The sequence below is a fragment of the Paraliobacillus sp. X-1268 genome (genome assembly GCF_003426095.1).
Taxonomy (GTDB): domain Bacteria; phylum Bacillota; class Bacilli; order Bacillales; family Amphibacillaceae; genus Paraliobacillus_A; species Paraliobacillus_A zengyii.
The window spans coordinates 1-20,563 of record NZ_QJSK01000010.1; the positions used below are offsets into that span (position 1 = coordinate 1).

Genomic DNA, 20,563 nt, shown 5'->3' on the forward strand with positions numbered 1-20,563 from the left:
CGCATCGAAACTCCCTCCAAATAAATTTTCCTTATCCGTTAGGGTATCGTATTTTTCTAGTTCTTTAAACCGTAGTGCTTAGCTTGACGGCTATGGGGCACAACCTCAGCTATCTATAGAAGCAAAGAACGCTTCTATAGAGGATCTTCGGTTCGTGCTATTCCCACAGGAGTCTCAACCATTTGCTTCCTTCGCTGATTAGTGGATTTATTTTTAAGTGTAAGACAGAATCATGTCGAAATATTTTCAAGAAACTAATGATTAATGTGTTTATTTGTAGTTCATAAAATGTTTAAAGACAAAACTAGCGGATCAAGTGAAATGGGCGACACTCCTGCAGGAACAGCAAATGTTTTCGATGGGATGAGAATCGCAATCCCACGGGCTGAAGATCCACTCGGAAGCTTTTTTTCTTCCGAGTTAGCTGAAGCCGTGCCTGCGGAAAGGGAGCCCATTTCGCTTGAGGAGCGGGCATAAATTCTGTTGTATTGCAATTTATATAAAGAATGTTATGTCGCAGTTTCTATCCAATTTGCCAGAGGAGTTGCCATGTTGAGTGCGCAAATTAAACTTCAAATTTGGTTTTTGAGATTTTCTTGTTATGTCAACACATATATATAAATTTCACTTTACGAAAGTTGCATATTTATAATAAACGAACGTGCATTCGTTCTGTCTGTCTGCTACAATAAAAGTAAAATTACATGTAAAACTAGAGAGGAATTTTTTTATGCAAGAAAACATTTCTTTTATCCATTGTGCGGATTTACATATAGATAGCCCGTTTGTGGGCCTAAGTTATTTACCAAATAAACTTTTACAAGAAGTGAAAAAGAGTACATTTGACGCATTAAACCGCTTGGTTGAAACAGCTATTGCCAAACAAGTCGACTTTGTTCTAATGGTTGGGGATATCTTTGATCAAACAGTGCAAAGTGTTTATGCACAAATGCAATTTTTGAAAGCATGTGAAGTTTTAGAAAAAGAGAATATTATGGTATATGTTTCATTTGGAAACCATGATTATCTTAATCGTAATTTATTAACTTTCCAATTTCCAGATAATGTTCGATTGTTTACAGAAGAGAATGTTCAATCTTTTATTTTTGAAAGAGACCAAAAACAAGTGGCGACTATATATGGATTCAGCTATTTGCAACGAGCCGTTATAGAGAACAAAACAGAACAATATAAAATAGTAAGTGATACACCTTATCATATTGCCATGCTTCATGGTAGTGTGGCACAGCAAACAGACCATGATACGTACGCACCATTTCAATTAAGTGAATTGACGGAAAAGGGATTTGATTATTGGGCATTAGGTCATATACATAAACGGCAGCAACTTAAAAATGACCCGCCAGTAGTATATGCCGGAAATACACAAGGACGTTCTAAAAAAGAAACAGGAGAAAAAGGCTGTTACCATGTTGAATTAGGGGAAAACAGTAATTCCCTGACGTTTTGCCCACTTCAAGTAATTCGTTTTGAAGATATTGAAGTTGATTTAAAAATGTGTACGAGCTTACAAGCTTTAGAGCAAATTGTTGATGAAGAAGTCCAGCAAATAGCTACTCTATTTGGAAAATCAGTTATTAGGTTGCGTTTTTATAATTACATAGAAGATGTGGAAACATGGTACTACGAAGAGATGTTAACAGATGTGATTGAGTTTATTAATGAGAAAATGATGAGTTATCAAGACTGGGTGTGGATTCAAGAAGTTAAACTATCTAAACAGAATCGTACTGATAAGGAGAAATTGCGTCAAGGCGAGGATTTCCTAGGTGAATTATTGCGAACTTTTGACGAAGATAAGGATTTTGATGAAACAGTTAAATCTGTATGGAAACATCGTCAAGCAAGAAAATTCCTAGAAAAGTTAACAGACGAAGAAAAGATGGAAGTTAAGACAGAGGCAGAAAATCTGTTAATCTATCAACTGTTAAGGAAGGAAGAAAGATGAAAATATTAGAGGCAAATATATTTGGATTTGGCAAGTGGAAGCAAGTTACTTTTGATCTATCAGGTGCTTCTTTTATTGTAATTGCTGGACAAAATGAATCAGGGAAATCAACGTTAAGACAATTTATGCTATTTATCTTATTTGGAATGCCACCTAAACAGCGTAGTCAGTTTCTACCGAAAACTGGAGGGGAAATGGGTGGTACGTTAAAGATTCAGACAAAAGATGTAGGGATTTTTACAATTGAGCGCATTCATGACCGAAATAAAGCACAGGCAACCTGTTATGATCAAGATGGTATGGTACATGGAGAAGAGTGGTTAAAAGAAAGACTAAGTGGTGTGGATGCACAAACATTTGCTGATATTTTTTCTTTTGATTCTATTTCTCTTCAACGCTTACAACAAATAAAACAAACAGATATTGGCGAAGTATTGCTAGGTGTTGGTATGACGGGAACGGATCAAATATATTGGACAGAAAAATGGTTAGATCAACAATTACAAGATTTGTTTAGGCCACAAGGAAAAAAACCAGCGATGAATCAATTGATTGATACAATGGAAGAAAAAAGAAAACAGTTAGAACAAATGGAACAAGAGACACAACTTTATAAAGAGAAACAAAAAATTAAAGTATCTTTAGAAGAGACAGTAGCAATTTCCCAAGAAAAAAGTGAGCGTTTACGTAAAGAAAAGCAAAAAACGGAACAAAAACTACAGCTACATGAAGTGATTGAAGCTTTTCATCACACACAAAATAAGTTAAGCGATTTACCAGAAGAGATTTCTTTTCCAGAGAATGGCCTGGAACGTTATCAGCAGATAAAAGAACAAATATTACCATTAAGAAGTGAGTTAACCGTAATAAACTTGAATATAGAAAAAGAGACAAAGCAACTCCAAGAGATAAATAATAAACAATTATCTACAGCCTCAATAGATGAATTAGAAAAGCTTAAGGACCAACGTTATGTGTATCATGAGAATTTAAACAAGTATTCATTTAACGTACAAGCACAAGAAGAATTAGCTAGACAGTTAACGCATGAAATGGAACAATTACAGATCGGTCTGACTTTGGAGCAATTATCAGATTTATCCTTACCGTTTGCTACAGAGGATATATGGCAGCATTTAAAAGAAGAACAAGAAGACGTAAGGGCAGGGTTAGCTCAGATAGAAACAGAATTAAAGGAGATCCAAGAGAATAAAGAATTATTAGAAAAAGAACGAGAAACACTTGAAAATAAACAACTCGATCAAGCTACTATCAACGAATTGAACAAACAAATAGAGGATTATCAAAAATCACTGTCTAGCAATCAACAACAGAATAATAATTGGGAAACGCTTAGAAACAAGAGATTGAAGAGTACAAACCGTTTTAGTTTTTATAGTTTAATTCTACTAGTAATAAGCACTATAGCGGGATTTCTATTATCTAATTACTATTTATATGCTATAAGTGCATTTTTTTTAGTAATTGGTTCGATACATCAGGTTTTTACACGTCAATCTATTCAGGCTATGGAACCGCTATTTGATCGTCATAAACAAGTGGATACCAATCATGCTAGTAGTACAGAGAATATTAAGGAAACAGAAAACGTGATAGCCGAACAAGTTGAATTGAACAAAAGATTAACAAAAATAAATGATAGTCTAAGAAATATTCAATTAGCAAAGTTAAAAGCAGATGAAAGAAGACAATTTTTCATACAAAGAAAAACTATCTTAGAATCAAAAAGTAAGGAGCAAATGGAACAATTTTCTTTTCTAAAAGAAATATCAGTCGGTTATTGGCCAAAGCTTTTTAATCATCTAACAAAAGTAGTAGAAAAAGTAGACAATTTGGACAAACTAAATAAAGATATCTTGCAAGCAAGTAAGGATATTAATAATTATGAACAGTGGTTAGCGAATGTTTTTCATTCGAATTATCAAACACAATCACATCAACCTACTAAAATGCTTGAGTTGATAATTGATGAAGTTGATAATCAAAAACACTTAAAACAAAGAGAAAAACTGTTACATAATAATAGAACAAATTTAATAACACAACGAGAAACAATTGAATCAAGAATCAAGCCATACGAGCATGAGATTAATCAATTATGGAATAAGGCAAACGTAGGTGATGAAGAAAGTTATATAACTAAAGGATATCAAAAGGAAGAATTAGTAAAAAAGAGTACAGATTTAAAGTCGTATGAACGGCAAATTAATACGTTTTTATCTAAAGAAGAATGGGAAAGATTATTAGCAGGAGAGCAAATTCAAAAGCATGAGATAGAAAATGCACTATATCAAATTACAAATAAGTTAAAAGAAGTACAGAGTCAAATCGAAATGAATCAACAACGATTAGCAGACATTCATTCTGAAATAAGGCGGGTTGAAATATCGACGTCATTTCAAGATGAGAAACATCACTATTATGAGTTAAAAAATGAACTACAGGAACAGGCAAAACAATGGGCTACCTATCAATTAGCTAAGGAAAAATTACAAGAGACAAAAAATATTTATCAACGCTCTTTTTTACCGAAAGTATTGGAACAAACAACCGAACACTTTAAAAAATTAACAGACGAAAAGTATAAAAGTGTTTTCCTTACAGATCAAGAGTTAATGTTACAAGTAGAAGATGTTTTGGGATTACGTTTTATCGTGACTGAGTTATCACAGGGAACAAGAGATCAATTGTATATTGCCTTGCGCATTGCTTTAAGTGAAATGATACAAAAAAAACAACAAATGCCATTTTTTATTGATGATGCATTTGTTCATTTCGATCCAAATCGTTTGGATAAGATGTATGCGATCTTTAAGCAACTAAGTACGAAACAACAAATTATCTTATTTACTAGTGACTATAATTGGAGTAGTGAAACAGTCTATGATGGGTATGACTTTCAATTGGTTCGAATTTAACTTATTATTACACATGATTTAATATTTTTATTAAATCATGTGTAAACTATTGGAAAAGTTAGCGTTTGCATTTAAGATAGGTAGTGTCAGATTAAAAATTTTCACATGTTGGAGGAGCAAATAGTGCCAAGTTATCAAGGTAAAGAGGAATGGATAGGTTATGAAGAGATAATGGATAAGTTTATCCAAGTAATAGCAAAGAATATGAATCTTTATGGAATTACACCATCTGTTGGTCGTTTATATGGCACATTATATTTCAATGATGGTCCAATGACTTTGGATGAAATGCGTGATGCCTTAGAAATGAGTAAGACAAGTATGTCAACAGGTGTAAGAGCGTTGTCAGAAATGAAAATGGTTGAACCTGCATTTAAAAAAGGTGAAAGAAAGGATTTATATAAATCTGAAGAAGACTGGTATAAATCATTCACATCTTTATTTGGTAACCGTTGGAGTCACCATACAGAATCAAACATTGAAGAAGCAGAAGAAACAATCCAAGCATTGGAACGGATTCGTCAACAGACAGATGAACAAGATTTAATTGATAAAATCACATTGGATATTGATCGTCTGCGCTATGCTCAAAATTACTATAAATGGTTAATAAGGTTTATTAACGTTGTTGAATCTGGTGAAATTTTTAATTTTATACCAAAAGATGATATTGAGTGAAAAAATAAAGTAGGTAAGGAAAAGGATCCTTAACCTACTTTATTTTTTCAGTGTTTTCATAACGGCTGTCTAAATAATCAACGATGTGTATGATATAACCCTCCATTGTTTGCGGTTGTCTGACCGCAGCTCCCCATTCAGGTAAGCCATGGTGGCAAAGGATACAATGTGACATATTGTGGATTGCCTCAATAGGAACGACTATTTTATCCGTTTCAATTACTTTTGTAAGTAATAAGACACCATAAGGGATATGACCAACCAGAACACCTAATGGGTCCATCGTTATACCGGCCTGTTTTCGGTCTTGTGTAATGCTCATATCCGCTGTCGGATACAAAAAGGAAAATGGCTCAAACGATTTACCTGCATAATCATATTCTAATAATTTCCCTATATCATGATATAAAATACTTGTGATTAATAGATCAGCATTAAGTGGTGTTTCATGGTGCTTCATCATTCCTTGCAACATGTGATAAAGGTGGTCAATTGTATCTTTCCATACTGTAGCATGTTGATTGTCTATTTCGTCTTGAAAGTTTGACCATAACTCATTTTTATAGGCCTTTTCCACAACATTAATTAATTTTATCGTTGCTTGAAAAGGATTGGCATCCAATGTTGTAATATAACGTGCAAAACGCATTAACCCAACAGTATGTTTTAATAAGCCCCCTAAATAATTATGATGGTAGCCTTTTGCAGCAGGTGCCATACGAAAGTCTTTCCAAAATCGTCGCATAGCGGCAAATGCAATTTCCTTATATGGATCGGATAATTCAGATAAGTAAGCAAATAACTCTGTTGTTAAATCTTCTAAGCTCTGTTGTGTGTAAGGTAAAAGCGTAAATGGATTTACTTCTTCTTTACATACTTGTATCTTTTGAATAGTGACCGATTTATTACCTAGGAACGCATCAACAACTCCCTCAATGTCAAATACAGTATATTTTTCTAGAAGAGGTAGGTTCTCTGTGATTGCCCCTTGATTATCCCACATTTTAGCTTGTATCATTCCGTTATTATTACTGAAAGATAAACGTAAATATTGTTTGTTTGTTTTCGTTAACTTCACCTCAAAATCATTTAACAACAAACGTTCTTTTACTTTAGTACCCTGTTCTTCTTCTTGGATATTGAAGAAAGACTCCCCATTAGGCAAATTAGGTGGGGGAAACGATTCAAGGATTTCTTGTTTCTTTTCTGCTGAAATAGAATATGTTATTGGTACAAATTGATAAAAGTATGTTGTATCTTCTGGCATGCTCTATCACTCCATTATAAAAAAAGATCAGTAGTTCATTTTTGTGTTTAAATAAAAGCTAACATTAGAGTGGTTTAACAAAGACTAAACCCTTTTGAATTAGTGTAACTTCATTGTATCGTAATTAGAGACGATTGCGTAGAAAAATTGTAATAAGTAGAAAAAAGACTAGCATCATTTACTCTAATGCTAGTCTTTAGTCTTATAATTATTCTGTAGCAGTTTCTTCTTCAGCTGTAAATAAGTCTTCGAATTCTTCGATTTTAACATCGATATCAGCGTCTTCCATTAATTGATCTAATTTCTCTTGTGCAGCTGTATCGTCAACCTTAGTTAAAGCAATTTCATCGCGAATATCATCACGAATGTCTTCTAAAGGTTCAGGAGCTTCTTCTGCATCACGCTTGTCCGTTACTTGAATGATGTGCCATCCATTAGTTGTTTCTACAGGGTCGCTGATTGCGTCAACTTCCATGCTGTAAGCAGCTTCCTCAAATTCTGCTACCATGTCGCCAGCAGTGAAGTAGCCTAAACTTCCACCTTCAGCAGCAGAAGCTGTATCGGTAGAATTTTCTTCAGCTAATGTAGCGAAGTCAGCACCATCATCTAATTGTGCTTTAATGTCAATTGCTGTTTCTTCATCAGCTACTAAAATGTGACTTGCTTCAATTTCAGTTTGCATTCTCTCATAACGTTGCTCGATTTCTTCATCTGTAACTTCTATATCTTCAATTAAAGCCTCTTGTTGTAAAAGTTGAAGTTTTAAATCTTCACGAAAAGCCTCTTCATCAGCATAACCACTTGATGTTAAGATTGTTTCCCATTGATCGCCGTATTGATCTTTATATACTTGTAATTGTTCATCTAACTGATCTTCATCTACTTCATAGTTGTCTTCTAAAATAGTTTGGGTTACCATCTGCTCTAAAACAGTACTTCCACTAAGTTCTTTTAACTCCTCATAAAAGGCCTCTTGAGTAATGTTACCTGAAGCTGTTTCTACTACTGTTTCGGAATCGTCGGATGAACATGCAGATAATGTGATCATCCCAGCTGCTATAGTTGCTGCGATAGCTAGTTTTTTCATTCTATTACACTCCTAATCTCTATTCTAATTTTATATGGCTAATTAGTGCGCCCATGAGATAATATAACACATTTCAAAAAAAAAAAAACACTCTACATTGAAATTACTCACTTTTTACATATTTTAAAATCTTTGTCTATATACTACTGTGATCAACTTTAACTAGAGGATAAAAGCGTATGTGATTTAAAAATAGAAAGAGGACACGATAATTTATCGTGTCCTCTTTCTATTTCATTATATAGAGTGATTGTCATGTGTATATGATCTCTATGTACGAAGAAATTAATAAAATCGTAATTAATACATTAATAGTACGAAATACATTTGGTTGTTTTTCATTAGACATTTCCGTCTGTAAACATAAACGATATGTCAAGGAATTGAACAAAAATAATATAAATAACGCAAAAGGAACGAAAAAGAATAACATACCAAAAACCTCCTTTTTCTTGTATAACAACTTTATCAAAAAAAACACGTTTTGAACAGTCTAAAGTATATAACATAAAAAGTGTCTTTCAGTAGAGAAAGACACTTTAGTGATTATTAAACCAAAATATCATAACCTGTTCCATCATTTTCAACCATACATTTTCTAGGTGCGCGGATGAATTTACTTGTATAGATGAAATCGGTATAGGAAATACCAATATTTACTGATGAGAATATTAGAAAATAAGCAAAGTAATCTATAAAAAGATAACTGGCTATAAGACCTGGTAAAGTTAGTAAAACAGTTGGCGCCAATAACGTGATAATAGAAGTTCTTTTAGACATTCTTGCAATAGATAATACAGAAATTATCGGGAATTTCATTTTATTAAATCTAAATTTTAATTTAAACGAACGTTTGGTTAATAATAATGGAATGAAATGAACTACTTTATGAATAATAGGTAATAAAGCCAAACCTAGAATTAAAGGGAATATTCCTTGATCTTTTAATGTATACCCTTGATGAATGGAAGCAAATGGTAAGAACAAAAAGATAAATGATAATACGCCTACTAAAAATGATAGTAAATAAATTCGATTAATGCCTACTTCTTTCTGCACGTTTACAGATTTCCAACAATTCATCATGAAGCCCCCTAAAGCTAGTTAAGATAGTCTGAATATATCCTTCAATGACTATAGTATGATTTAGGAGAAAAGGCAATAGTTTTCATAAAAAAGTAATACAAAAAAGCATAGTTTATGACATTACTATGCCTTTTAAAATTATTTTATAAAAATCACTGGTACTTTGTTTCAGGTTTCATTGATTGAAATGTATCTTTAATAAGTGTTTGAAACGTAATAATGTCAGTAAGTTTTTTTTCTAAAAGGGTGTGAGAATCTGTCACTGACTTTTCCTCATTATTATCTTTTTGTATGTCGTGCGCAATTTCTTCTAATGATTGTAGTTGAGTCGATGCGTGATTAATCCATCTATGAATGTAGACATTCATAAATTTACGATAAAGATTGGGATCTGTTGTATATAAATCTTTACGTACCCCTTTTTTCCAAACACGCTCTACAAGGTTCAGTTCTAATAATGTGCGAATTCCAGTACTAACAGAAGTTTTACTTTTCCCTGATGCTACGCTCATTTCATCAAGAGTCATTGGAGAGTCTTCAATAAATAAGATGGAAAATAAACGCGCTTCAGACGAAGGTATATCAAACATCTCAATAGTTTTTGTGAATTCATTAATGATCAGCTGTTGCTTGCTTTCCTGTGCATTAATATCCATAGTACCTCCTCTAAAATAAGAAGCTACACTAAGATTACACTAAAAGATAAAGGAATGGAAATAGGTGTTTCAGGAGATAATAGCAGTAAAATGGAGAAAAGGTAAGTAAATATTGATACAACTTTGTACAGTTGAAACTGTACGTAAAATACGTACGAAATTAATGGTATTTATCGTTTGAATTTTATATCTTAAAAAGGATATAGTATTAAGGTAGCATATTATGCTCGGAAATGTGCAGTATACAAATACAACTATAAAATGTTCAAATGTGGTTTGGATAGTCATAGTTAAAGGGTACTGTTAATTAATAAGTAAAAAGAGGTGAATGTAATGCCGGTTATATCAGTAGAAGGCTTATCCAAAGTTTTTGGTAAAAATGCGAAAGAATCATTAAAGCTTTTAGATGATGGTAAGTCAAAAGATGAAATCTTAAAACAAACTGGTGATACAGTTGGGGTTAATCGGGTTTCCTTTGATGTGGAAGCTGGAGAGGTTTTTGTTATTATGGGTTTATCTGGAAGTGGTAAATCTACATTAGTAAGATTAATTAATCGTTTGATTGAACCTACTGAAGGAAGTGTATTGGTAGACGGTGAGAATTTAGCAACAATGAATAAAGACGATCTTCGTCGAGTTAGACGTGAGAAATTAAGTATGGTATTCCAAAGTTTCGGTTTATTTCCTCATAGAACTATATTAGAGAATGCTGAATTTGGTTTGGAAATACAAGGTATAGACAAAGAGGTAAGAAAAAAGAAGGCAAAAGAAGCGTTGGAAATGGTTGGCTTAGGTAATTATATCAATCAATTACCAGAGCAATTATCAGGTGGTATGCAACAACGCGTTGGTTTAGCTAGGGCGCTTGCAAATGATCCAACTGTACTATTAATGGATGAAGCATTTTCAGCATTAGACCCATTAATTCGTAAAGATATGCAGGATGAGTTATTAGAGTTACAAGAATCAATGCAAAAAACAATTTTGTTCATTACACACGATTTAGATGAGGCATTACGTATTGGTGATCGTATCGCTTTAATGAAAGATGGTGTAATTGTACAGATTGGTACACCAGAAGAAATTCTGATGAACCCTGCTAATGATTACGTAGAACGATTTGTTGAAGATGTAGATCGTTCAAAAGTATTAACTGCTGAACATATTATGAAACGTCCAGAGACAATAAATATAGAAAAGCATGGACCGCGTGTTGCGTTAGAACGTATGCGTGAAGAAGGACTTTCTAGTATTTATGTAATTGATGGTAAACGTACTTTAAAAGGTTATGTTACCGCTGATGATGCCTCTGAAGCTCGTAAAAACGAGGTTAGAGACATTAAAGAAATTTTGAAGACAGATGTTCCAACAGTAACAAAAGATACACCGTTACATGATATTTTCGAGATTATCCACAATTCACCAGTTCCTATTGCTGTGGTAGAAAATGAAAAGTTACTTGGGATTATTGTAAGAGGTGCTGTTATAGCAGCATTAGTAAGTGATAGTGAGGTGAATTTAGAAAATGCTTGATTTTATTTCAAAAATACCAATAGCCGAGGGAGTTAGTTCATTTACTGACTGGCTTACAAACACATTTGCGTTCCTATTTGATCCAATAAAAAACCAGTTTGGTGATTTTATGGAGTTGGTTGCAGATAGTTTAGCTGCTGTTCCCCCAATTATAGTTATCTTAATCGTTGCTATTTTAGCATTTTTCGTTACTGGAAAAAAATATGGTTTAGCTGTATTTTCTATTGTAGGTTTGTGGTTAGTATATAACCAAGGCTTATGGGAAGAGTTAATGTATACTTTCTCCTTAGTTTTAATAGCAAGTGTATTATCGATTGTCATTGGTGTTCCAATTGGAATTCTAATGTCTAAAAGTAAGATTGCAGAAACAATTATTGAACCAATTCTTGATTTCATGCAGACAATGCCGGCATTTGTATACTTAATTCCTGCGGTTGCATTCTTTAGTATTGGAATGGTCCCAGGTATCTTTGCATCATTAATATTTGCTACACCACCGACAGTTCGTTTTACGAATCTAGGTATTAGACAAGTTTCTAAAGAATTGGTTGAAGCATCTGATGCATTTGGTAGTACTGGTTCGCAAAAGTTATTTAAAGTTGAACTGCCGATGGCAAGAGGAACGATTATGGCTGGGATTAACCAAACAGTTATGTTATCCTTGTCAATGGTTGTTATAGCATCGATGATTGGTGCTCCAGGTTTAGGTCGTGAAGTATTATCTTCACTTCAACGTGCTCAAGTAGGTACTGGTTTTGTTGCTGGTATCGGAATAGTTATTTTAGCAATTATTATTGATCGCTTTACTCAAAACTTGAATAAGTAAAGTAAAATAAGGTAGTTGGATCACTTTTCATTTTGAAGAGTTTACCATAAAAATATACATTAAGGAAAAGGGGATTTTAGAATATGTTTAAATTAACATGGAAACATTTAGGCTTAGCACTTGTACTTATGCTTTCGTTAGTACTAGCTGCATGTGGCGGCGAAGAAGATGAAGAAACTACTGAAGATAGTGGTGATACAGAAGAAGCAACTGGTGCTGATTTAGGTAATGAAGAACTTGAATTAGTTTATGTAGAGTGGGATTCTGAAGTTGCATCTACAAACGTAATTGCACAAGTATTAGAATCACAAGGTTATGATGTCGATGTTACACCGATTGATAATGCAGTAATGTGGCAGTCAGTAGCTTCTGGCGATGCTGATGGTATGGTAGCTGCATGGTTACCTGCAACACACGGTGATTTATTTGATGAATTTGGTGATCAAGTAGAACAATTAGGTCCGAATTTAGAAGGCGCTAAAATTGGTTTAGTAGTACCTGAGTACATGGACATTTCTTCTATTGGTGAACTTGCTGATGTTGAAGGTCTTGACAATACAATTACTGGTATTGAGCCTGGTGCTGGTGTAGTGCAAGCTGCAGAAACATCAGTTGAAGATTATGCTTTAGATGGTTGGGAAGTTCAAACATCTTCTAGTGGTGCAATGGCAACTGCTTTAGGTGAAGCGGTAGATAATGAAGAACCGATCGTAGTAACTGGTTGGACACCACACTGGATGTTTGCTGCATATGACCTTAAGTATCTAGAAGATCCTGAAGAGTCATTTGGTGGAGCAGAAACAATTGAAACAATGGTACGTCAAGGACTAGAAGAAGACAGTCCTGCAGCATATCAAATTCTTGATCAGTTTAACTGGGAAGCTTCTGATATGGAAGAAGTAATGTTAGAGGTTTATAATGGTACGGATATTGAAGAAGCAGCAGCTAACTGGATTGAAGCTAATCCAGATAAAGTTGACGAATGGGTTGCTGGCTTAGAATAATAACTACATTTCGTTTTATAAAGAGCTATCTTTTCATACTAAAGATAGCTCTTTATTTTTTTTGGAAAGGAATTGCTAAAAATGATAAAACGAAATTACGTTGTTGGAATGTTAATATTATTGCTCCTTTTCATAACTGCTTGTGGGGAAGATGAGCAACAAGAACAAACAGTTGGAGAAAAATTGGATTACACGATTACGGGTATTGAACCTGGCGCTGGTGCAACATCATTAGCAAGAGAAGCTTTAGAAGATTATGATAATCTCGCTGGATACACGTTAGAAGAAGCATCAACTGCAGCAATGGTAACAGCTTTAGGATCAGCAATTGATAAGGAGGAACCAATCGTTGTAACAGGATGGACACCACATTGGAAATTCGCGAAGTATGATTTAAAATTCTTAGAGGATCCAGAAGGTAGTTTCGGTGGTGCAGAAAATATTAATACAATAACGCGTCTTGGTCTTGAAGAAGAGATGCCCGAATCCTACAGCATTTTAGATAATTTTATGTGGACAACAGATGATATGGAACAAGTTATGTTACTTACCCAAGATGAAAATTTTTCATTTGAAGAAGCTGCAAAACAGTGGATTGGGGAAAATGAAGCTTTAGTTGCGAATTGGACAGATGGAGTAGAAGAGGTTGATGGAACTAAGATTGAGATTGTATCAACTCCTTGGGATACTGAGCGGGCATCTACAGCTGTTATTGTAGAAGTTTTAACGAGACAAGGCTATGAAGTAACGGATACACCTGTTGATCCATCTGTTATGTTCCAAGCAGTTGCGAGTAATGATGCTGATGCATCTGTTGCCCCGTGGTTACCTGCAACACACGGTGCCTTTTATGAGCAATATAAAGATGATATTGTAGATTTAGGTGAGAATCTTCAAGGTGCAAAAATTGGTATGGTGGTACCGACATATATGGATATTGACTCCATCGCAGATTTAGATACTGCTAAATAATAAGTAAAAAAACTTGCCCTAGAAACTAGTAGGGCAAGTTTTTTATGCGCGTTTGCTTGTTTGATCTTCTAACTCTTTTAGTCGTTCTTCAATTTGACCTAGATATTTTTGGATATTTTTTTGATGTGGCTCAATTGTATTCTTCCAACTTTCAATCGAGTTCTTTACATCATTCGATAATTCTTTAATTAGGGCTGCGCCTTCTTTAGAAGTATTTGCAATCTGTTCCGTTAACAGTTTCCCATCATCTTTAATTCGATCGAGTGAATGTACGATATCATCACTACGCGTTTTAACATCTTCACGTAATTCTTTACCTGATTTTGGCGCGCTCAATAGTGTGGCAGCTGCACTAACAACCCCACCTGCTAAAAATCCGAATAATAATGCTTTACCATTTGCCATCGCTTACACTCCTTTCCCTTATATTATACTACTTTCTCTTCTTTTATCAGCTTCAAACATAAAAAAAGAATATTTTTTTTTATAAAGTAAAAAGTGCCTTCATATTTTTTATGAAAGCACTTTTATAAGATGTATCAAACAGTAGATATTTGAGAACGTTTCATAATTTTTTGTAAAATAGGATATAAAATGATAGTTAAGACAGTATTAATAACTATCGTTGGTAAGACAACTGTTACGAATAGTACGGAAAATGTACCTGGCATTTGTCCGAGTACAAATATTGCCATAGTTAAAAATATAGTTCCACTTACAGCGGTACCAATCGCTACTAAAACAGGTGCAGTTATGTTTTTGTTTACTTTGCTAGGTATTAACAATAATAAAACAAAGAATATGAGTGCTGTAATCGGTTTATCTACTAAATTAGAAATTTGTCCGCCTGGAGCATTTGTCGTCATTGCTGAAATAATTCCAGTAGCAATTGCTAATAAGAAGACATATTGGACCTTTGGAAATAATATGATACCTAAGAACATCATGGTGAGCATGATATCTGGCTTGACCCCAAAAATTGGTGGTGAAACGATGTGTAGTACAGCGCCAATTGCAATAAATAAAGATAATAAAACTAATACTTTTGTCTTCATACATTTCTCTCCTCTGCTCAACTAAGCTAAACTATTATATTACTCCCAGTCGTGCACTATTGCCGAATGCGAAGTATCTAATTATTATAACAAATCTAGTATTGAATAAACAGATTAAATTTACGTTCTTTCGCGAAATTGTTCCTTTTACTATTCGAACTTGATAAAAACTTAGACTTTATTACCCGCTACGCTCCACAAGTAAAATGGGCTCGCTTTCCGAGTGGATCTTCAACTTGTGGGATTGCAATTACTCATCCCACCCTAAAACATTTGCTGTTCCCGCAGGAGTGTCATCCGTTTTCTTCCTTCGCTGGACAGAACAAATATAATACAAAATACGATATCTACTGGCTCCGAAATTTTTAATACGCTTATGATAGTGTTTAGTTAGAATATCATAAAAGGCCTGTTATCGTTGATGAAGCAAATTCATCAATAAACATATCACCGACTAGCGATAAAATATACGACGACTCCTGCAGGAACAGCGCGATCTGAAGATCCACTTCGTAAAGTGCTTTTTCTTTACGAAGTTAGCTGAAGACGTGCCTGCGGAAAGCGTCGTGTATTTTTAGAGCGAGTAGTAGATGGTAATTCAGAAGCAATTTTTAAGAGTGTAGAGTAGTTATTTGAGGGTGATATCTAATTTAAATACTATTCAGTTCAATTCGGTCTTTATCTCTTGGGGAAATCTTACACGCTTGTGGTCAGGAACTTCGTCGTATTAATAGAAAGAATTAGATAATAAAAATACACCTGAATCAATTCAGATGCATTCCTATAATTAAATATTACTGTTTATATCTTGTGAGATTGCAATAAGATCATCTTGGCTATAAGCATCACCGTTTGTTTTCCAAACCGGGTTAAAGCCGTCGTCTTTTCCATACCGTGGAATTAAATGCATATGTAAGTGAAAGACGGACTGGCCTGCAGCTTCACCGGTATTACTGAGCATATTAATGCCAAGCGGATGAAAGGTCTCTTTAATAGCCTTTGCGATTTTAGGTACACGAGCAAATAGGTCGCCTGCAATCTCATCTGAAGTTTCATAAATATCTTTTGTGTGTGTTTTAGGAATTACTAGGGTGTGGCCTTTTGTAACCTGACCTAAGTCTAGAAAGGCGTATACAACATCATCTTCATACACTTTAGAAGAAGGAATCTCTCCTGCAATTATTTTACAAAATATACAATCAGTATGTTCCATTATATCCTCAGCTCCTTTTTTTGAATCGATCTTTATTTTATCATTGTAAAGAGGAGAATAGCAAAAGACAAAAAACAAGTGGGTTGCCTGTCACAATTAAGCCTACAAAAGACTCTCTTGTTTCTAGACAACCCACCTGCCGAAGGAGTAGGATAGATACTATTTCGTTAAAAAGAATCAGGGGAATGATTCAAACGATTTTGCTAAAAAACAACCAATGTCAACACCTCATTTAATGTTGTTTTACCTTTCGATGGAAAGGGGGGTTAGTTTTAAAAGCGTAGTATATCTTTCACCGACACCTCATTTCGTAGTAAACCACTATTTCATGTTGTGTTGTAAAAGTGTTAATCCTAACTCCTTCTAAAGTCTAGTATGAACATTTTATAAAAAAATATACGATATATTTTTGGATTTATTATAAGAAGATGGTAAAATTTGATTAAGTGATAAATCAATAGATGAACGCCAGGAGGTTAATGGAATTGAATCCGTTATTACATATTGAAAATTTAGAAGGTGGCTATACAAATAAAAACGTTTTACATGGTGTCTCTTTTAATGTTTATCCAAATGAGATTGTTGGTTTAATTGGTTTAAATGGAGCCGGAAAGAGTACAACAATTAAACACATTATTGGGTTAATGCAAGCAAAAAAAGGTAAGGTTGAGATTAAAGGCAAGACATTTAACGATTCACCTGAAACATATAGACAACATTTTTCTTATATACCTGAAATGCCATTATTGTATGATGAATTAACACTTTATGAGCATTTGCGATTAACGGCTATGGCCTATAATATTGATGAGCAAACTTTCGAAAAAAGATTGCAACCATTATTGAAATCTTTCCGCTTAGAGAAAAAACTAAAATGGTTTCCCATCCACTTTTCAAAAGGAATGAAACAAAAAGTAATGATTATGTGTGCATTCTTAGTTGAGCCAGCTCTGTATATTGTTGATGAACCTTTCGTTGGATTAGACCCATTAGGCATCAAAGCATATTTAGAATTAATGGAAAGTCAGAAGAAAAATGGTGCAGGTATATTAATGTCAACACATATATTAGCAACTGCTGAACGATATTGTGATCGATTTATTATTTTACATGAAGGAAAAATAAAAGCACTTGGAACCCTTGACGATCTTCGTGAAGAGTTTGGTATGAGAAATGCTTCGTTAGATGATCTATATATTCAGTTGACAAAGGAAGCAGATTATCATGTTTAATGCTAATCACTTGTTTAGAGAACGTTTCCGTGCGTATCTAAAAGAGACGAGCAGATATATACAATATATGTTGAATGGGCATACTGCGATTGCGATTCTGTTTTTTATTTCTGCAGGTGCATATTATTATCAGCAGATATTAGCAGATTTACCAGCTGACTTTCCAACTGCATGGTTAATGGCGATGTTTTTTTCGCTGGTAGCAACTTACAGTCCTAATCAGACTTTTTTAAAAGAGGCTGATCTTGTCTTTATACTGCCAGCGGAGCATCGAATGGGTGTATATTTTAGAAATGCACTCCTCTATAGTTATATCGTTCAACTTTATCTTGTTGTTCTAGTCCTTGCGGCGTTGGCTCCGTTGTATTTCACTAGCTTTCCTGCGCAAACTGGTAGTACTTATATGTTATTTGTATTGGTACTATTAATAATAAAGGCGTGGAATTTAATAGCAAGTTGGTGGATGTTAAAAATTAGAGATAAAAAGAGTCGTTTAATCGATCATTTCGCTCGATTTTCCGTTCAGCTTGTTTTGTTTTATTTCTTTATTAATGGCGAACATATTTATGCTGCGATTACAACAATAATCCTTTTTGGCGTATTTGCTTATGATTTTTATTTATCAAACAGACAAAATGTCCTGGCATGGGATTTATTAGTGGAAAAGGATCGTATGCGCATGCGGAGCTTTTATCGACTAGCAAATATGTTTACGGATGTACCTCATTTAAAGACACAGGTTAAAAAAAGACATGCCCTTGCCTTCTTCCTTACAAGATGGTTACCCTTTAAACAAGTAAAGACGTATGATTACTTATACCGTATTACGAGTGTCCGCAGCGGCGATTACTTTGGCATGTACGTCAGACTCTTGATTATTGGTGGGGTGGTGCTTTATTACGTTCCAAACCAATGGATGGCAATCCTATTTGGTGTCCTATTTTTATACTTAACAGGACTACAACTTATGGCCATGTGGCGTCATCACCGAACGATACTATGGATGGACTTATATCCGGTAACAAAAGCCGTACGCAAACGGTCATTTATTACCTGGTTATATCAATTAATGGTTATTCAAATAATCATATATGCACTTGTATTTGTTTTGTTAACAGACATTACTAGTATGGTTATGATGTTAGTCGGGGGAGTTGCGTTTTCAATTTTATTTGTACATGGCTATGTTAAAAACAAACTAATATAACAAAAAGTCCAAGTTACGATTTAAATCGCAACTTGGACTTTTATATATTATTGGTATTTTTTTATCAATTCTATAAATGTTTTTGCTGCGATAACCATTGCCCGTTCGTCTATATCAAATTTAGGATGATGATGTGGTTGGAAATCATTTTCTTTTTGAGCTCCAGTAAAGAAGAAGGCGCCTGGTTTTTCTAATAGGTAGTAAGCGAAATCTTCTCCGGTCATACTGGGTTCAACAAGTTCAGCTTTTGTTACTTCTTCCACTTGATTTGCTGCCTCTATTACCATAGTAGCTTCGGTTGGATGGTTAACTACTGGCGGATACCCCTTGTCATATTCAAATGAATAGGTTGCGCCATAACTTTGGCAAGTTCCTTCAGTAATAGTCTCCATTTCATCAATGATTTGGGTTTGTAAGTCCTTGTCAAATGTCCGAACTGTACCTGTAATCGTCGCTGTATCCGCTATAATATTAAATGTATTTCCAGCATGGAATGTACCAATGGTTAATACTGCTGTTTGTAGCGGATCAATTCTTCTGCTAATAATTTGTTGTAAGTTTGTCACTAGCTGAGAGCCGATTACAATGGCGTCTTTGGTTTGATGAGGCATCGCACCATGTCCACCTCTTCCTTGAATGGTAATACTAAAACGGTCTGCGCCAGCCATGAATTCTTTTGGCGCTGTTTGAACAGTTCCGTATGGTGTGTTCGTCCATAGATGCGTACCAAATACGAGATCGACATCATCTAAAATCCCGCTATCAATAATTGGCTTTGCTCCACCAGGTGCTAGTTCTTCAGCATGTTGATGAATGAACACAATTGTACCAGCTAATTCTTCTTGGTAATCTTTTAGTTTTTCAGCTACTGTTAGAAGGGTAGTGGTATGTCCGTCGTGTCCACAAGCATGCATAACGCCAGGTACGTTTGATTTATAAGGTACTTCTTTTTCATCTTGAATCGGAAGTGCATCAAAATCAGCTCGTAAGGCAATAGTCTTTCCGGGTTTCCCGCCAACTAGACGAGCAACAACTCCATTTCCTCCAACTTTTGCTTGATAAGGAATACCTAATGATTCATATGTATTAGCAATAAACTTCGCTGTATTTTCTTCTTGAAATGATAATTCAGGATTTTGATGTAAGAAACGCCTCATTTTTACCATGTCATCATAGTGTTGATCGATGTTATTGATGATATCAGTCCACATAAAAAAACCTCCTATAATTATTACCTTATTATATCATATAGGCATTCGAAATCTTAAAAAGAAAGACCTTCAAAATCTGAAGGTCTTTAACTTAATACACTGATTTAGTTAGAAAAAGCACTATCTTTTAAAAGTCGAGCTAATTCTTCTTTATGTCCTGTCTCGTCTTCAATCATGTCATCTAAATGGATTGCCAATTCAGATAAGCCAAGTTTTTCAGCCTGCTCTTTTCTTTCTTCATAACGTTTAATGGTATCTTCCTCTGCTTTCACGGCAGATTCTAACATTTCTTTTGGATCATTAAATTGATCTACTTTTGCTGGTGTTGTAGTAGGGGTTCCACCAAGAATTTTTATCTTATTTGATAAATATAAGGCGTGGCCCATTTCATCTGTAATCTCACCTTCAAAAAAAGGTTTAAGAATCGGACGATACATTCCTTCAATTACTGAAGCGTTGTACGTGTACATAATAGCAGCTGAATATTCATTGGCTAGGTCTACGTTTAGTCCATTAATTAAATTTTCTAATTCATCGTTTGTTTTCATTTGTCTAACATTGTCTCCCATAAAAAACATCCTTTCGTTTTTTTATAAAAAGCTCGCTCTATAAATACAATTCCCGAATC

At 34.4% G+C, this 20,563-nt stretch carries 19 protein-coding genes; 9 read left to right on the plus strand and 10 right to left on the minus strand.

Annotation, left to right across the window (positions count from 1 at the left end):
• Positions 1–730 precede the first annotated feature (730 nt).
• The 3 genes from D2K62_RS11870 (at position 731) to D2K62_RS11880 (ending at position 5,586) form a co-directional block, all read left to right on the plus strand.
• Positions 731–1,969, plus strand: a complete 1,239-nt coding sequence (locus tag D2K62_RS11870) for a metallophosphoesterase family protein (RefSeq protein WP_117161538.1) — start codon at positions 731–733, stop codon at positions 1,967–1,969.
• On the plus strand, positions 1,966–4,908 hold the full coding sequence (locus tag D2K62_RS11875; protein WP_117161539.1) for an ATP-binding protein: 2,943 nt from the start codon (positions 1,966–1,968) through the stop codon (positions 4,906–4,908). The genes D2K62_RS11870 and D2K62_RS11875 overlap by 4 nt, the downstream gene beginning before the upstream one ends.
• A gap of 171 nt (positions 4,909–5,079) precedes the next feature.
• Positions 5,080–5,586, plus strand: a complete 507-nt coding sequence (locus D2K62_RS11880) for a GbsR/MarR family transcriptional regulator (RefSeq protein ID WP_369974649.1) — start codon at positions 5,080–5,082, stop codon at positions 5,584–5,586.
• Between the two features lie 34 nt (positions 5,587–5,620).
• On the opposite strand, the gene D2K62_RS11885 is transcribed toward D2K62_RS11880, so the two are convergent.
• The 5 genes from D2K62_RS11885 to D2K62_RS11905 all read right to left on the minus strand — a co-directional run bounded on the left by D2K62_RS11885 (position 5,621) and on the right by D2K62_RS11905 (position 9,682).
• Positions 5,621–6,853: an HD domain-containing protein gene (locus tag D2K62_RS11885; RefSeq protein ID WP_117161540.1), complete on the minus strand. Its 1,233-nt coding sequence runs from the start codon at positions 6,851–6,853 to the stop codon at positions 5,621–5,623.
• Between the two features lie 208 nt (positions 6,854–7,061).
• Complete coding sequence (locus D2K62_RS11890) at positions 7,062–7,940, minus strand: peptidylprolyl isomerase (protein WP_112180083.1); 879 nt, start codon at positions 7,938–7,940, stop codon at positions 7,062–7,064.
• Positions 7,941–8,193: 253 nt separating this feature from the next.
• Positions 8,194–8,373, minus strand: coding sequence for a hypothetical protein (locus D2K62_RS19175; protein WP_112180084.1), 180 nt, complete (start codon positions 8,371–8,373; stop codon positions 8,194–8,196).
• 116 nt (positions 8,374–8,489) lie between these two features.
• Positions 8,490–9,023 (minus strand): DUF3267 domain-containing protein, encoded by a 534-nt coding sequence (locus D2K62_RS11900; RefSeq protein WP_232824331.1) that lies wholly within the window; start codon positions 9,021–9,023, stop codon positions 8,490–8,492.
• Between the two features lie 155 nt (positions 9,024–9,178).
• The gene (locus D2K62_RS11905) at positions 9,179–9,682 is read right to left on the minus strand and encodes a GbsR/MarR family transcriptional regulator (RefSeq protein WP_112180086.1); all 504 of its coding nucleotides are present in this window, start codon (positions 9,680–9,682) and stop codon (positions 9,179–9,181) included.
• A gap of 333 nt (positions 9,683–10,015) precedes the next feature.
• On the opposite strand from D2K62_RS11905, the gene D2K62_RS11910 reads away from it, so the two are divergent.
• The 4 genes from D2K62_RS11910 (at position 10,016) to D2K62_RS11925 (ending at position 14,017) form a co-directional block, all read left to right on the plus strand.
• Complete coding sequence (locus D2K62_RS11910) at positions 10,016–11,215, plus strand: quaternary amine ABC transporter ATP-binding protein (RefSeq protein ID WP_112180087.1); 1,200 nt, start codon at positions 10,016–10,018, stop codon at positions 11,213–11,215.
• The gene (locus D2K62_RS11915) at positions 11,208–12,041 is read left to right on the plus strand and encodes an ABC transporter permease (RefSeq protein WP_112180088.1); all 834 of its coding nucleotides are present in this window, start codon (positions 11,208–11,210) and stop codon (positions 12,039–12,041) included. The genes D2K62_RS11910 and D2K62_RS11915 overlap by 8 nt, the downstream gene beginning before the upstream one ends.
• A gap of 83 nt (positions 12,042–12,124) precedes the next feature.
• A complete protein-coding gene (locus D2K62_RS11920) occupies positions 12,125–13,045 on the plus strand; it encodes a glycine betaine ABC transporter substrate-binding protein (protein WP_112180089.1) in 921 nt (306 codons plus the stop codon).
• 81 nt (positions 13,046–13,126) lie between these two features.
• Positions 13,127–14,017 carry a glycine betaine ABC transporter substrate-binding protein gene (locus tag D2K62_RS11925; RefSeq protein WP_117161541.1) on the plus strand — a complete coding sequence of 297 codons (891 nt, stop codon included), beginning with the start codon at positions 13,127–13,129 and terminating at the stop codon, positions 14,015–14,017.
• Between the two features lie 42 nt (positions 14,018–14,059).
• Here the strand turns inward: D2K62_RS11925 and D2K62_RS11930 are convergent, their stop codons facing one another.
• The 3 genes from D2K62_RS11930 to D2K62_RS11940 all read right to left on the minus strand — a co-directional run bounded on the left by D2K62_RS11930 (position 14,060) and on the right by D2K62_RS11940 (position 16,285).
• Positions 14,060–14,422, minus strand: coding sequence for a YtxH domain-containing protein (locus tag D2K62_RS11930; protein ID WP_112180091.1), 363 nt, complete (start codon positions 14,420–14,422; stop codon positions 14,060–14,062).
• A gap of 134 nt (positions 14,423–14,556) precedes the next feature.
• On the minus strand, positions 14,557–15,072 hold the full coding sequence (locus D2K62_RS11935) for a tryptophan transporter (RefSeq protein ID WP_112180092.1): 516 nt from the start codon (positions 15,070–15,072) through the stop codon (positions 14,557–14,559).
• Positions 15,073–15,859: 787 nt separating this feature from the next.
• Positions 15,860–16,285: an HIT family protein gene (locus tag D2K62_RS11940; RefSeq protein WP_112180093.1), complete on the minus strand. Its 426-nt coding sequence runs from the start codon at positions 16,283–16,285 to the stop codon at positions 15,860–15,862.
• 485 nt (positions 16,286–16,770) lie between these two features.
• Between D2K62_RS11940 and D2K62_RS11945 the strand changes: the two genes are divergently transcribed.
• Together D2K62_RS11945 and D2K62_RS11950 are read left to right on the plus strand one after the other, a co-directional pair.
• The gene (locus D2K62_RS11945) at positions 16,771–17,517 is read left to right on the plus strand and encodes an ABC transporter ATP-binding protein (RefSeq protein WP_112182658.1); all 747 of its coding nucleotides are present in this window, start codon (positions 16,771–16,773) and stop codon (positions 17,515–17,517) included.
• Complete coding sequence (locus D2K62_RS11950; RefSeq protein ID WP_112180094.1) at positions 17,510–18,724, plus strand: ABC transporter permease; 1,215 nt, start codon at positions 17,510–17,512, stop codon at positions 18,722–18,724. Before D2K62_RS11945 ends, D2K62_RS11950 begins: the two co-directional genes overlap by 8 nt.
• A 47-nt stretch (positions 18,725–18,771) precedes the next feature.
• Here D2K62_RS11950 and D2K62_RS11955 read toward each other — a convergent pair whose 3' ends face one another.
• Both D2K62_RS11955 and D2K62_RS11960 read right to left on the minus strand, forming a co-directional pair.
• Positions 18,772–19,935 (minus strand): M20 metallopeptidase family protein, encoded by a 1,164-nt coding sequence (locus D2K62_RS11955; protein WP_112180095.1) that lies wholly within the window; start codon positions 19,933–19,935, stop codon positions 18,772–18,774.
• A gap of 104 nt (positions 19,936–20,039) precedes the next feature.
• Positions 20,040–20,504 carry a ferritin-like domain-containing protein gene (locus D2K62_RS11960; protein WP_232824318.1) on the minus strand — a complete coding sequence of 155 codons (465 nt, stop codon included), beginning with the start codon at positions 20,502–20,504 and terminating at the stop codon, positions 20,040–20,042.
• Between the last annotated feature and the right edge of the window lie 59 nt (positions 20,505–20,563).

Coding starts and splice junctions, on each gene's coding strand:
- D2K62_RS11955 (WP_112180095.1), bottom strand. CDS start 19,935: ATGTGGACTGATATCATCAATAACATCGATCAACACTATGATGACATG.
- D2K62_RS11870 (WP_117161538.1), top strand. CDS start 731: ATGCAAGAAAACATTTCTTTTATCCATTGTGCGGATTTACATATAGAT.
- D2K62_RS11885 (WP_117161540.1), bottom strand. CDS start 6,853: ATGCCAGAAGATACAACATACTTTTATCAATTTGTACCAATAACATAT.
- D2K62_RS11935 (WP_112180092.1), bottom strand. CDS start 15,072: ATGAAGACAAAAGTATTAGTTTTATTATCTTTATTTATTGCAATTGGC.
- D2K62_RS19175 (WP_112180084.1), bottom strand. CDS start 8,373: ATGTTATTCTTTTTCGTTCCTTTTGCGTTATTTATATTATTTTTGTTC.
- D2K62_RS11920 (WP_112180089.1), top strand. CDS start 12,125: ATGTTTAAATTAACATGGAAACATTTAGGCTTAGCACTTGTACTTATG.
- D2K62_RS11960 (WP_232824318.1), bottom strand. CDS start 20,504: ATGGGAGACAATGTTAGACAAATGAAAACAAACGATGAATTAGAAAAT.
- D2K62_RS11905 (WP_112180086.1), bottom strand. CDS start 9,682: ATGGATATTAATGCACAGGAAAGCAAGCAACAGCTGATCATTAATGAA.
- D2K62_RS11930 (WP_112180091.1), bottom strand. CDS start 14,422: ATGGCAAATGGTAAAGCATTATTATTCGGATTTTTAGCAGGTGGGGTT.
- D2K62_RS11910 (WP_112180087.1), top strand. CDS start 10,016: ATGCCGGTTATATCAGTAGAAGGCTTATCCAAAGTTTTTGGTAAAAAT.
- D2K62_RS11875 (WP_117161539.1), top strand. CDS start 1,966: ATGAAAATATTAGAGGCAAATATATTTGGATTTGGCAAGTGGAAGCAA.
- D2K62_RS11925 (WP_117161541.1), top strand. CDS start 13,127: ATGATAAAACGAAATTACGTTGTTGGAATGTTAATATTATTGCTCCTT.
- D2K62_RS11940 (WP_112180093.1), bottom strand. CDS start 16,285: ATGGAACATACTGATTGTATATTTTGTAAAATAATTGCAGGAGAGATT.
- D2K62_RS11915 (WP_112180088.1), top strand. CDS start 11,208: ATGCTTGATTTTATTTCAAAAATACCAATAGCCGAGGGAGTTAGTTCA.
- D2K62_RS11880 (WP_369974649.1), top strand. CDS start 5,080: ATGGATAAGTTTATCCAAGTAATAGCAAAGAATATGAATCTTTATGGA.
- D2K62_RS11900 (WP_232824331.1), bottom strand. CDS start 9,023: ATGAATTGTTGGAAATCTGTAAACGTGCAGAAAGAAGTAGGCATTAAT.
- D2K62_RS11890 (WP_112180083.1), bottom strand. CDS start 7,940: ATGAAAAAACTAGCTATCGCAGCAACTATAGCAGCTGGGATGATCACA.
- D2K62_RS11950 (WP_112180094.1), top strand. CDS start 17,510: ATGTTTAATGCTAATCACTTGTTTAGAGAACGTTTCCGTGCGTATCTA.